Here is a 12,980-nt window from a genome sequence, read left to right as displayed (position 1 = left end):
TCTGGCTTTATACTTAGGCCCGGTATTATAGAAGACGGCCGCTCATACACTTAGTCTTTCACTTTAAGTTCCTCTTTAAAATCTTTCATCCGTTCAAAATAATCACGGGCAGCCTTCATTACTTTAGGTGAAAGTATAAGGGCAGAAACCATGGTTGGAATAGCCATCATGGCATACATACCATCTATCAAACTGATTACAGCGGTAATAGAAGCCGTAGCACCGAACACAATGGTAAGCACATAAAAGTAATTGTAATAGTGTTTATACTTTGCCCCAAATAAGAAACTGAAGCACTTGGTGCCATAGTAGGAATAGGAGAACAGCGAGGTGAAAGCGAAAATAACCACACAGATAACCAGCACATAACTGCCAATGCCAGGCATTGCTAAGTTAAAGGCAGTAACCGTCATCAGCACTCCATTTCCATCCGATGTTTGCCAAGCCCCAGTAAGTATAATGGCCAGGCCGGTGAGGGTACAAACTATCAACGTGTCGATAAAAGGCCCAAGCATGGCTACCAAGCCTTCACGAATGGGCTCGTCTGTTTTAGCAGCCCCATGCATCATAGAGGCTGTACCGATACCTGCTTCGTTGGAAAATGCTGCTCTACGCGCACCTGCTATGATAATGGCTCCTACAGCGCCACCTAGCACTGCTCTTGCCGAAAAGGCGTCTTCAAAAATCATAGCGAAAGCGCCTGGTATGTTGGTGTAATTTACAAACATGATATAAAATACAGCCAACATGTACAGTACAACCATACTCGGAACCATTTTGCCAGCCACCTGGCCAATGCGCTGTATGCCTCCGAAAATAACAAGCGAGGTGATAAAGACAAGTGAAAGTCCTATGCCCAGGTTCCAGTAAAAAGGATTGGTAGTGGCAATGCCGCTGGGCACAAGCACAACCTCGCGCAACACCTGCGTTAATTGGTTTGCCTGAAAAATAGGAAGGGTACCAAACAGACCGGCGATGGCAAAAAATGCAGCGAGCGGCTTCCATTTTTTACCCAGTCCTTCTGTTACCACATACATTGGGCCACCCTCTACGTGCCCATTTGTATCGCGGCCGCGGTACATAATGGCGAGCGAGCAGGTAAAGAATTTCGTAGCCATACCCACAAAGGCACTTACCCACATCCAGAATAATACGCCAGGGCCTCCGGTGGCAATGGCTACGGCCACACCGCTTATGTTACCCATGCCTACTGTGGCAGCTAAGGCACTGGAAAGGGCTTCAAAATGGTTGATGTCGCCTGGGTCATTTGGGTCATCATACTTGCCGCGCAAAACGTTTATAGCATGGCCCAGGTGCCGGAAAGGCAGAAAACCAGAATAAAACATAAAAAAAAAGCCTCCGCCCATCAACAGGAAAAGCAAAGGCAGGCCCCAGGCAGCATTGCTGAAGGCAACTAAAAAACTTTCTATCGCTTTCAAAAATTATAAGTTAAAGAGGTTCAATGTTTACAAAAATAGGCAACACTTTCATTATAACGTAAGTACGCCTACAACCGGCACCATTAACTACCCAGTGTGCCAGTGGTAAAGAGTAACTCCCTGATTTTAGGCACCAACTTTAAAGATAGTATTTAAAATGAATGATTATATAGTGGCCATGACTATAATAGGGTTGGCGGCTCTCTCCATGACCTGGATACCCAATCTCATGGAGCGTACTTTTGTTTCCTATCCAATAGTTTTTTTGTTGTTGGGAGTGATCATTTACCTGCTGCCACTGGGACTGCCTTCGCCGGACCCTCTCTGGCAAGAGGACTATGTGGTGCGCCTCACAGAGCTTAGTGTGATTATTTCACTGATGGGCACCGGCCTCAAAATCAGACGGAAATTCAGCCTGAAGAACTGGAGGATTCCATTCCGTTTGGTAACTATCACAATGCTTATTTGTATTGCAGCTGTTGCTTTTTTAGGATGGAGTATATTAGGTTTCTCTGTGGCAGGGGCTGTTTTATTGGGTGCCGTACTGGCACCTACTGATCCGGTTCTGGCAGAGCAGGTGCAGGTAGGCCCTCCGGATGATGATGAAGAAGATGTGGTAAGATTCTCGCTTACGGCAGAGGCGGGGCTAAACGACGGGTCTGCCTTCCCATTCACCTGGCTTGCGGTAGTGCTGGCAATAGCAGCAGGAGGAGAAACACAGAACTGGTTTGAAGATTGGTTTAAGGACTGGTTTCTAAGAGATTTACTTTACAGAATAGTGGCAGGAGTAGGTGTCGGTTATTTGATTGGAAAAGGGTTGGCCTACCTTATCTTCAGGTTACCTAAAAAGACAAGCTTTCCGAAGGCGCAGCATGGGTTTTTATCTCTTTCCGCTACCCTAGTTACCTACGGAATAACCGAATTGCTACATGGCTATGGATTTATCGCTGTGTTTGTAACCGCTCTTACTGTGAGTAGTGTTGAGGCAGAGCACGAGTACAACATTGAGATGCACGATTTTGTAAATCAGGTAGAACGCATTATTATGGTTGTTCTGCTGATCTTGTTTGGTGGCAGCCTGGTGACAGGTATACTAGACTATCTTACCTGGCAGGGAGCTTTAATAGGATTAGGATTCCTGTTCGTAATTCGGCCTATTGCTACCTTGCCCAGCATGTTAGGCACCTATTCTACAGCAAAGGAGAAATTAGCTGTATGTTTCTTTGGCATTAGAGGCATCGGGTCCTTCTTTTACCTTTCGTTTGCACTTGATAAAGTGGCGTTTCCGGAGGCAAACGAGCTTTGGTCTATTATTGGGTTTATCGTAATGGTATCTATTGTGTTACATGGTTTAACGGCGACTAATGCCATTAAAGTGCTGGACCGTGAGCGTAAAATTAGTGGAAGGCCAGTTCTCGATACTGATCAGACACCAGACGAAATTCGATAAAAGCTTGATGAAAGAGAAAGGAACAACCTTGCACCGCTTACAGTTGCCCGATGCCGAAGTATACTATAGCCCCCACTTTTACAGCTCAAGAGAAAGCGATCTATACTTACAGGAACTGCTGGAACAGGTAGATTGGCAGCAGCAAAGCATAAAACTCTTCGGTAAGCTACAGCCCATGCCACGCCTCACGGCCTGGTACGGCGATAAAGGCTATACTTACTCAGGGCTCGATAACAAACCACAGCCCTGGCTACCGGTACTACAGAAGCTGCGCGAGCAGGTGCAGGAGGCCAGCGGGCAAAAGTACAACAGTGTTTTGCTCAACCTCTACCGCAACGGGCAGGATAGTATGGGCTGGCATTCAGACGATGAACCCGAGCTGGGGCAGGAGCCAAGTATAGCGAGCTTGAGCCTTGGTGGCGAGCGTCGCTTTTCATTTAAGCACCGCACCCGTAAAGACGTTGCGCCTGTTCGTATCACCTTAAGTCACGGGAGTTTACTGCTGATGCAGGGGCCAACACAACATCACTGGCTGCACCACATCCCTAAAACTGCAAAGGACGTACAACCACGCATCAACCTCACGTTCCGGCACGTGAATGGCTAATATGCTTGCCAAAGCGCTTCGGAAACCGTTACTTTACGCCAATAAGAGGCTCTGGCCCCGGATACACTATGACCGAAAGAAAGAATATCGCCATCATGGGAGCTGGTTTGGTCGGCTCGTTGCTGTCTTTGTACCTGGCTAAACACGGCCACAAAATTGACCTGTATGAGCGCCGCTCTGACTTGCGCGTGAGCACCATAGACGGAGGCCGCTCCATCAACCTGGCCCTGAGCGACCGTGGCTGGCGTGCCTTGAAAGGCATTGGCATAGAAGAGGAAGTACGCAAAGTGGCCATCCCTATGTATGGGCGCATAATGCACGATGAGCAGGGTAAGCTCACGCACCAGCCTTATGGCAAAGAGGGGCAGGCCATCTATTCGGTATCCAGAGGAGGGTTGAACACAGCCTTGATGAACCTGTCAGAGTCTAATTCAGATATCACCTACCACTTTAACCGCCAGGCTATAGACGTAAACCTGCGTGAGAACGAGGTACAGCTGCGGAACATAACAACAGGGGAAACAGAAACAATAAAGCCAGACCTTTTATTCGGAGCTGACGGAGCATACTCCGCAGTGCGTGGTGCGATGCAGAAAACCGAGCGTTTTGATTACCAGCAGAGCTACCTGGAGTATGGCTACAAAGAGCTTACCATACCTGCTACTGCTGATGGCGGCTGGGCGATTGAGAAAAACGCACTCCATATCTGGCCACGCGGCAATTATATGATGATCGCGCTACCCAACCCCGATGGTAGTTTTACCTGCACACTTTTCTTCCCGTATGAGGGAGAACATTCTTTTGCCGCCATTAAAAACGAAGAAGACCTGCTGGCTTTTTTCAATAGAGTTTTTCCGGACGCAGTGCCCTTGATGCCGGAGCTGGCGCAGGAGTATTTTGAGAATCCGGTAGGAGCGTTAGTAACAGTAAAGTGCTTTCCGTGGAGCTACGAAGGAAAATCGCTGCTGATTGGAGATGCCAGCCATGCGGTGGTGCCGTTCTATGGGCAAGGCATGAATGCCGGATTTGAGGATATTACGGTGCTTGACCAGATGCTGGAGAATTTTGAGGGAGATAACTGGGAAGAACTGTTTCATGCTTTTGAGCACCGCCGTAAACCAAATGCCGACGCCATTGCCGACCTGGCGGTGCTGAATTTCGAGGAAATGCGCGACAAGGTAGCAGATCCTCGTTTCCTGCTGCGCAAGAAAATTGAAAACAAGATCAGCGGCCAGTATCCTGAAAAATGGATTCCGCTTTACACGATGGTTACCTTCACTGATTTGCCTTATTCCTATGCTTTAGAAACAGGCCAGAAGCAGGACAAAATTATGAAGAAGGTCATGAAGCACATTCAAAGTATAGAAGATTACGATAGGCCAGAGGTACAGCAGCTACTGGAGAAGCAGCTTGTGCAGAAGGAGAAGCTGAAGCCGTATCGGGGTTAGGGGTGGGTTAGACTGAATAGCTTAAACTACAGCGCTTATACTTTAATTAAATCAGCTATAGATTCTTACTGAATTTAAGGAATACTAAAGGTAAGTATGTGGCTTACCTCCTCAACAACTACCGATCCAGCCACTCTTTAAACAGCTGCACTTTCTCACGGCTCACTACTACCTCGCCGGCAGGTGAAGTATGCTTAAGCTCCAGCTTTAGGCGACTGTTGGACCAGGCAACGATATCTTTGACGGCTTTTAAACTGATAAGGAAACCTCTATTCACACGAAAGAAATGCTGCGGATCTACCAATTGCTCCAGCTGCTCCATTGTATAGTCGATGGCGTAGCGTTTGCCTGAGTTGCATTGCAGGAAAGTGGCCTTTTCGAAACTGTAGAAGTAATCAACCTCCTCCACAGGAATCATGTGCAGGTGCTCACCTACTTTTACAACAAAACGGCTCTTAAAGCTTTTGCCTCTATTTAGTAGTTGCATGGCTTGCTCCAAGGCACCTAGTTGTGGTGCAGTAGCGGTCGTATGGTTGCTCAGCTTTCTAAACTTTTCCAGCGCAGCGGCCAACTCATCCTCATCAATGGGCTTAAGCAGATAGTCAACGCTGTTTACTTTAAACGCTTTGATGGCATAAGCATCATACGCGGTTGTGAAGATCACCGGTGCCTCTACCGGTACCTGCTCAAATATCTCAAAGCTCAACCCATCGGCCAGCTGAATATCCATGAAGATGAGGTCTAGTTGTGGCCTTAGCTTTAGTATTTCTACAGCCTTACGTACTGATGGAGCCGTGGCAAGTACATCTGCCTTGTCATCCAGCTTCAGGAGCATCTTAGCCAGGCGATCTGATGCCAGCTTTTCATCTTCTACAATAAGTATCCGCATTAATCCTTAAAGTATAACAGAGGTAGTTTTACAATGAAATTATGTTCTGTAGAGAGTATCAGTACTTTTTTACCAGTCAGGTAAACATAGCGGGAGTTAATGGTAGGCAAGCCCATACCTGTAGACTCCTCCCGAATACGTTTCTCCTGTACATTATTCTGCACCACAAGGTAATTATCCTCTAAGTATAAATGCACCCGAAGTGGCTGCTCTTCCAGCGCTACATTATGCTTGATGGCATTCTCCAACAGCATTTGCAGGGCCAGCGGCACTACCATTAGGTTAGCATCCAGCGGTAAATCGTTTTGCACCTGTAGTGCCTTGCCATGCCGTATCTTTTGCAGGTAGATGTAAGATTCAGCAAAGTGCAGTTCCTCTAGCAGCGGCACAATTTCCTTTTGGCGACTATCGAGTACATAGCGGTACACTTCGGAAAGTTTGCGGATAAACTTTACAGCTTGTTTCTGATCTATCTCCACTAAACTGGTGAGCACATTCAGGCTGTTAAACAGGAAGTGCGGGTTTACCTGTGCCTTTAGTGATTCGTACTGTGAGGCGATACTTTCCTTTTTCAGGCGCTCTACGTTAATAGCCATGTCGCGCCAGCTTAGCAGAAAAGTACGGCTGTGCATGGCGAGCGAGATAATAAAAGTAATGAACAGTGGCCCGTACACATTATTCATCAAAGCTTTTTCTCCTAACTGCTGAAAGGGAATTCCTTTTATCGCCAGGAAAAAAGCATTTATTAATACCGCAACTATAGTGGAAACCACCAGTGTACCAATCAAACTAATCACTAGTCTCTTACCCAGATTATCGAACCACGGCACATGCTTGTCCAGCACATTAGTGAGGCGGCCGTTTGCCTGCCACAGCCCCACAAACATCACAAAAGAAAAGGTAATGTTGTAGGCAGTTTGTTGCAGATCGTTCTGAAAACAATTTGGGCAGAAAATAAGAATGGTGGCCGTGATGGCAGCCAGTAAAATAGCCAGCTGCTTCAGGAACTTGCGAGTACCTTTTGCCCCGGCAGCCTTTGTTTGAGGAACTGTGGCTACAGAAGTTAACGGTTTATCTTTTATCAATGCCATCTCAGCTGGGGTAGGAATGCAGGTACAATATAAAACTTAAGCAGTACTTTACTAAGTATGGCTGCACTAATCAGTAGTTGCAAGTATAAATTCATAGAGAGGAGGCATTAACTGCCAGCTGCGATCTTAACTGTTACCAGTTCATCTTTGGCGGAGCCTTTTCTGGCCTTTAATTTATACTTGGTGATGAAAAAGCTAATAACAGCTGTTCCGATAACAGTAGGCCCTAGCCAGGCTACTACCGGCGGAAGCATCGAATTGTTTACTACCAGGAAAGCGGTAAAAGCCGCTATGTTGCCAGCTATCATGCGGGTGATATGGTCGTAGAGCCAGAAGTTTTTATCGGCTGGGGCTTTGGTATACTTGCGCATATCTTTCACAACTAAAAGCAGCGCTATACTTCCAAAAACAACTGATACCACATTGACGCTGCCAAAGCTGCTGCCCATGCCTCCGGTTAGGCCCGAAAGTATAAAATATACCGCAAATGCTGCCATCGTTAGTGAAATGGCCCAGTCCAGAGACAGTACTTTCTGCCCTTTAGGCAAGCCTTTCAGGTACAGTACCCGGTAACCGGAGGAAACAAGGTAAGCGCTGAACACACCAATAATTAACAGGAAAGGGCTATGGTGGTGGGGCAGGGTAGCCATGGAAACAGCCGTAACTGATACCAACATCATGGCATAAAAGAACAGCTTACCCGTAAAGCGGTGCTGCCTGCCGCCCTTTTTGTTTACCATTGATACAGGCCCTGCTATCAAACCTGTAGTGCCTGCTATAACGTGCATGATGAGAAGTGCTGTAAATAAGATTTCCATGGCTGTTCTTGTGTTGATCTGCCCCAAAGGTGCACAAGCCTTTGCCTTTCCTAAAGTATAAGTGGATGAACTGTAGTATAAGCCAGATGAGTTGTTGAATAGAGGTTGCCGAAAAGTTTCAGAAATGGACTTAAATCAATCTAAGCTGGTAAGTGCCTTTGAATTGCGGACTAGGATAACGTGCTGAAAGAAGCTGGTTGTTTTCTGGTTAGCATTGTTTGGCAGGATATCTTCACCTAATAGATTTACTTTAATGCCTGCCAATTTTTGGCTGTTTTTGTAAGGTGAGTTCAGGTTGTCGAGGTCGAAGAGCGAAATGCTATGCTGGCTCGTAACCTCTCTTAGGTCCTCCATGCCCTGTACTAGTGTAAAAGGACCGTCAGCGTTCACTAATGAGGTTTTACCATCTGGAGGTGATGGCATCTGCTCATTCTTGGGTAGCGCCATTTCACTATCCAATGTAAGGCAAACGATGCTTTGGACTTTGTTGCCTAACGGCAGCCCCGACCGCTTTAGCTTTGCTGCAAAGGGATAGATGTTTCTTTCGCCAAAGCTACTCTGCAACACATGGGTATAGCCGAACAAGCCATAGAACTTCTCCTTTTCCAGCCCTTGCTTTTGAATTATCTGCTTGAAATTTACCAGCATCATAGAGTCTCTGCTGATAGCACGAGAGGTGTCGTTAAAGTTCTTGTCGATGCCCAGCACTGCGATTTTCAAAGCGTCTGGCAGTGTTTTGTTGTAGTCGTAGATGGCGAGCCATTTCTCGTAAAGCTCTTTGCTGGACTGCTGCGGAATGCGAAACTTTATATCTTTTACCACTTGCTTTAGTAGTAGCGTGTCTTTTGCCTCCTTCTGAAGGAAGGTGTTTAAGCTGTTGGCTCTTATGCTGTCCATTTCAGCAACGTAATAGCGCAGTCCAACCTTCTTATTCAGGTGCAGCAGCATATACTTATCTATTTGCTGTACATCGGCAAAGCCGTGGTTCTCGCCAAGTAAAAAGACTTGGTTTGTATAAAAGGCACTGTCAAAAGGGGCTATGTTGCCTGGTGCTGCTTCTGCTAAATCACTACCTAAGTTATACTTGTTATGAGCCAGGTATTGCAGGTTTGCCTCATCAGTACCACCTATATAGTATATGTTCTTAGTCCAGAAGAAGAGGAGCGCTACGAATGGCAATAATACCAGTACAAGAAGGATTTTTACAGAGATTTTGAGTGCATTTTTCATCGGTTCTGTGCTAAGTTTTGTGTTAAAGGTGCGGAGGTAATTTGTGCTACCAAACCGAAACAGGACCAACCGTCGGAATAGGAGGATGAACTGTTGATACAGCTGCCCCCTGATTATCCTATAGAAGCTGCTGCACAACTATTTCTGCAAAAGGAGGTATAATTCAGAAGGCGCTGGGGAAATTTCACGCCTGAATTAGTTTTCACCTCTTAATTATTACAAAATCCTGAAACGTATGAATTTGATGTATAAACTGAAAGGTGCTGCCTTGGCTGCGCTTATATTTGGTGCTACAGCTATAACTCCAGCCTTGGCACAACAGGCCACTCCGCCTACTAAGCAAGGCCAGCAACAAAACTTTACCGAGGCTGACTTAAAGCAGTTTGCCGCTGCCAACAACCGCCTGATGACTATTCAGCAGGAAGGTGAGAAAACCATGATGGGAATTCTGCAGGAGGAGAAGCTAAGTATAGACAAGTTCAACCAGATGGCGCAAGCGCACCAGCAGCAGAAATTGACAGAAGTAGGTGCCACACCAGAAGAAATGGCTGCCTTCAACAAAGCGGCACAACGCATGATGGAGTTGCAGCCAGCGATGCAGAAAGATGTAGAAACGGCCATCCAAAAGGACGGCATGACGCTGGATAAGTATGAGCAGATCATGATTGCCTACCGCCAGGACCCTGCACTACAGGAGCGTGTTAATAGCATGATGCAGAAGCAGTAAACAAGTTATACTGAACATATAAATTGAAAGCCCCTCCAGTAGCACTACTGGAGGGGCTTTCAATTATTTCAATAAATAGGGCTGTTATCGTTGCTGCTCTGTTTGAGGCGGCTCCTGGCCGTAGGCAAACTCTACAATCCGAAAAGTACGGGCCTTGCGGTCGTAGTAACCATAGTGCAATTTATCGCCGTAGCGGTATATGGTCTGAAACTCAGGCTCACGCTTCAGGTCACGCTCATACTTGTCTACTTTTTCCTGTAGTACCTCTACTTCACCTTCCTGCTCTACCTTCGTCAGACTTTTAGCATCCAACACAGTATGAAAGTACGTGCTAATGCCTGGGCCAGTCGGGAAGCTACTTCCTTGTCCATACGGGTCATAAAAGTAGCGGCTATAGTATGGCGAGTTCAGGTAATAACTCGGGATGCTGTAGGCTGGCGTCCAACGCCCTGGTATCAAAGCAAGGCCACGAGGCGTGCGCACATAGCGATCCGGTGTTCTTACCATGCGGCTTTGATCCTGCCTGCTATTGCGCTCATCCGGTGCTTTGTATGAGCCAATCGTCAGTTGCAACGTGCTGTCGCTGTAGGTATCTACTGTAATGGCAGGTATACCGCTCGCAAGGTTCTTCAGCACTTTGTCCTGCTTTTCGATAATCTCATCATCTTTTGATGAGAAAAGGCCTTTGGCACCACGCTGGTGTACTGGTGTAGATTTGATAGCAATCTCCTCGTTCTCGCCATAGTTGTATTCTTTCAGTGGCTGCAGTGTGTTAAAATCATAAGCAGCTAACTTAAACTTATCTTTCTCCATCTGTACCCTAAACAGCTTGTCCTGGTGCAGGAATGAGTTAAAGCTTGGTGAGTTGCGCTGTTCCAGTGTCGGTAGCGTTCTGTATTCAGTTTTGCCAGTATTCCAGTCTAAGGTCAGAATCTCTGTTGTTGTGTCGTCAGACTTTTTGCCACGGACAGCATACCCATCAAAGATGATGTGCATTTTATCACCGCGTGTATAAATTTTACTGCGATGATGGCCTGTAAACACATTACGCTCTAAGTCCGGGTGTACGTAGATCATGCCAGACTCACGGGCATAGCGGTCGCGGGTGCGCGGCATTTCCTCCGTCTTAAACATCTGGTGATCCATCGTGGCCACGTTTTCTTCGGAGTCGCGGTACAGGTGCAGGTTACTGTTTTTATCGGTGTACAGCATATAGAAATGGTTTTCGTCACCGAAACCACCGATAAAGGTTACGTTACGCTCCAGGTCTAACTGCACGTCCTGCAGGCTGCGGAAAGCACCTGTCCTACGGTTGATAGCAAAAGGACGCACATACTCACGGCGGCCGTTCACAAACCGGCTGTAAAAGATAAATTCATCCTCTGTTACACGGCTGCCCAGCACTTGTGGGTCTTTGCCAGAGCGGTACGGTATTTCGTGCTGCGCCAGCTTCTGACCTGTAGGTGAGATAAGGGCAAAGTTTAAATTGCCACCCTGGTAATAGTAAATGCACACGTTGCCGTTATCATCTGCCACCGATACCAGGTCTTCGGCCCGGTTCATGGGCAATTCTATATTTGCGAACTCTTTCTGAGCATTGGCCGCAGTGGCAAAGGCCCCTACAAAGAGCAGGCTAAAGAGTAGTTTACGCATAGTATAATTGGTTGAAATTTATACTTTTACAACTGCAATTATTTGGCCAAAGTATGATATAAAGTAGAGAAATAATTACGAATTTAAGGTAACACTAATAAACATTATCCTACCACAAAGAACATAGCCGGTTTATTTAGAAAACGATACAAGATGAAGTGTTTTGTCTTTCCTGTCAAGGTACCCATAGTACATCTTGTTCTGATAAGTATAAGCAAACGGAGCTGTTGCTTGTACTTTCTGCTCTGTTAAGAGTTGGTCGTAAGCACTAATTTGCTCTAAGTAACTATGTTGTTTTACTGGTGCTGTTGGCTCAAAATTAGTGGCATTCAAGAATACTTTGAAAGAAGTAATAGACTCGCCTGTGTTTTTTGCCTGCACCTTAGCAGCTGTCAGCGCTGCTACCACAGGTATGGCAGCAGGACCAAGGCTAGAAAGCAGCGAGGTGCCTGTTGGAAGGTATGCTGCGTTACCGTTAGTTAGTGTATAGTTGCCCAGTGTTACCTGAAGCGTAAGAGGATGTACTTCTTCTACGTACATAGCAGCTGTGCCTACTGCTATTTTCTTTATAACAGACTCTGTCTGCTCTACAACTGCAGTGTCTGCCTTAGAAGGCTTAATGGTATTAGAAAACACAGGAGAAGCCTTAAGAGTAAGAGGTTCATTGCTCTTAAACAGGTATTCCTTTCTAGGGGCCATTGTTTCAAGATCAAAAGCAGATAGGTGCATATCATAGTTAGGAGTTAACAAAAACCGGTAGAGGATGCCTTCATGTACATAAGAGTTAATGCCTATCGGCCTGATTCTGGAAACCATAGGCAAGGCTGAGAAATCAGCCTTTTCTGTAGAAAGATTTAGCTGCAGCACTTCTGTGGTTAAGTTGCTGATGTTCATCCGCTGTGCACCGAAGCCATCAAAAACAATATAAATATTGTCTGACTCATGGTAAATCTTCTTCTGTCTGCTGCTTACAGATAAAGTTTGCTCCGTACTTTTATCTACAAAAACAGGAGTAGTAGGTTTTTCTCCTTTAAATAAGCGTTCATTTAGTCTTAGGAAAGGAGTGTTAAAGCTTTTTAGTATAAACTGGCTCCCATCCTTAAATACACACACCTGCATACGGTTGGTTTTATTGCTGTAGTGCAAAGTATAAAGTTGCGAATCAGAAGTAAATGCCTGAATAAATTCACTTCCAGCGTCTAAAGAGGGCGTCAGAGGGGCTAAAGTTGTCACTTGGCCTGTACTTGCCTCAATACGGTATGGCTGAACACTAGCTTTGTCACGGGCAGACATTTCATAATAGATAAAGTCATCTGCCAATCCAATCAAGCCCAAAGACTCTGCTTTATCACTTGGGTTGTACATCCTGCTACCTGCTGCAATACGTTGCCCAAGCGTATCTATAATAGAGCTGTAGGCCGAATTGTATAAGGAACTCTTCTCAAAGGTGAGAATGCATACGGTGCCCGTTTTATTAACCGTGGTAAGCGTGTGGGAAGGATGGCTGAATGCAACTTTAAAATTCGCAAATTCAGTTTGGGCTGAAGTAGTACTTGCCAGCAGCAAAGCCAGCAGAAGCATAAAAAGTTTGTTCATCTGTAAAAGTCATAAGTATACGAATCTAAATA

The 12,980-nt window shown here is 46.0% G+C and carries 11 protein-coding genes; 4 read left to right on the top strand and 7 right to left on the bottom strand.

Features of this window, described 5'->3' with window-relative positions:
* Positions 1-50: 50 nt before the first annotated feature.
* The gene (locus ACFQ2O_RS04580; protein ID WP_377523245.1) at positions 51-1,430 is read right to left on the bottom strand and encodes an alanine/glycine:cation symporter family protein; all 1,380 of its coding nucleotides are present in this window, start codon (positions 1,428-1,430) and stop codon (positions 51-53) included.
* A gap of 166 nt (positions 1,431-1,596) precedes the next feature.
* Here ACFQ2O_RS04580 and ACFQ2O_RS04575 point away from each other — a divergent pair, with 166 nt between their 5' ends.
* The 3 genes from ACFQ2O_RS04575 (at position 1,597) to ACFQ2O_RS04565 (ending at position 4,944) form a co-directional block, all read left to right on the top strand.
* The gene (locus ACFQ2O_RS04575) at positions 1,597-2,889 is read left to right on the top strand and encodes a cation:proton antiporter (RefSeq protein ID WP_377523233.1); all 1,293 of its coding nucleotides are present in this window, start codon (positions 1,597-1,599) and stop codon (positions 2,887-2,889) included.
* Positions 2,890-2,896: 7 nt separating this feature from the next.
* Positions 2,897-3,496, top strand: coding sequence for an alpha-ketoglutarate-dependent dioxygenase AlkB family protein (locus tag ACFQ2O_RS04570; protein ID WP_377523232.1), 600 nt, complete (start codon positions 2,897-2,899; stop codon positions 3,494-3,496).
* A gap of 68 nt (positions 3,497-3,564) precedes the next feature.
* Positions 3,565-4,944 (top strand): FAD-dependent oxidoreductase, encoded by a 1,380-nt coding sequence (locus ACFQ2O_RS04565; RefSeq protein WP_377523231.1) that lies wholly within the window; start codon positions 3,565-3,567, stop codon positions 4,942-4,944.
* 118 nt (positions 4,945-5,062) lie between these two features.
* Here the strand turns inward: ACFQ2O_RS04565 and ACFQ2O_RS04560 are convergent, their stop codons facing one another.
* The 4 genes from ACFQ2O_RS04560 to ACFQ2O_RS04545 form a co-directional block, all read right to left on the bottom strand.
* Complete coding sequence (locus ACFQ2O_RS04560; protein WP_377523230.1) at positions 5,063-5,833, bottom strand: LytR/AlgR family response regulator transcription factor; 771 nt, start codon at positions 5,831-5,833, stop codon at positions 5,063-5,065.
* The gene (locus tag ACFQ2O_RS04555) at positions 5,833-6,924 is read right to left on the bottom strand and encodes a sensor histidine kinase (RefSeq protein ID WP_377523229.1); all 1,092 of its coding nucleotides are present in this window, start codon (positions 6,922-6,924) and stop codon (positions 5,833-5,835) included. The genes ACFQ2O_RS04560 and ACFQ2O_RS04555 overlap by 1 nt, the downstream gene beginning before the upstream one ends.
* Positions 6,925-7,031: 107 nt before the next feature.
* Positions 7,032-7,742, bottom strand: a complete 711-nt coding sequence (locus ACFQ2O_RS04550; protein ID WP_377523228.1) for a hypothetical protein — start codon at positions 7,740-7,742, stop codon at positions 7,032-7,034.
* 135 nt (positions 7,743-7,877) lie between these two features.
* On the bottom strand, positions 7,878-8,972 hold the full coding sequence (locus ACFQ2O_RS04545) for a hypothetical protein (RefSeq protein WP_377523227.1): 1,095 nt from the start codon (positions 8,970-8,972) through the stop codon (positions 7,878-7,880).
* Positions 8,973-9,207: 235 nt separating this feature from the next.
* On the opposite strand from ACFQ2O_RS04545, the gene ACFQ2O_RS04540 reads away from it, so the two are divergent.
* Positions 9,208-9,699 carry a DUF4168 domain-containing protein gene (locus ACFQ2O_RS04540; RefSeq protein ID WP_377523226.1) on the top strand — a complete coding sequence of 164 codons (492 nt, stop codon included), beginning with the start codon at positions 9,208-9,210 and terminating at the stop codon, positions 9,697-9,699.
* Positions 9,700-9,783: 84 nt separating this feature from the next.
* On the opposite strand, the gene ACFQ2O_RS04535 is transcribed toward ACFQ2O_RS04540, so the two are convergent.
* Together ACFQ2O_RS04535 and ACFQ2O_RS04530 are read right to left on the bottom strand one after the other, a co-directional pair.
* Positions 9,784-11,352 (bottom strand): hypothetical protein, encoded by a 1,569-nt coding sequence (locus tag ACFQ2O_RS04535; RefSeq protein ID WP_377523225.1) that lies wholly within the window; start codon positions 11,350-11,352, stop codon positions 9,784-9,786.
* Between the two features lie 132 nt (positions 11,353-11,484).
* The gene (locus ACFQ2O_RS04530) at positions 11,485-12,948 is read right to left on the bottom strand and encodes a hypothetical protein (protein ID WP_377523224.1); all 1,464 of its coding nucleotides are present in this window, start codon (positions 12,946-12,948) and stop codon (positions 11,485-11,487) included.
* Positions 12,949-12,980: the final 32 nt, after the last annotated feature.

The sequence above is a fragment of the Pontibacter rugosus genome, from assembly GCF_042678745.1.
GTDB classification, from domain to species: domain Bacteria; phylum Bacteroidota; class Bacteroidia; order Cytophagales; family Hymenobacteraceae; genus Pontibacter; species Pontibacter rugosus.
Note: the sequence above shows the minus strand (reverse complement) of the source record. Positions and strands in the feature narration are given on the sequence as shown.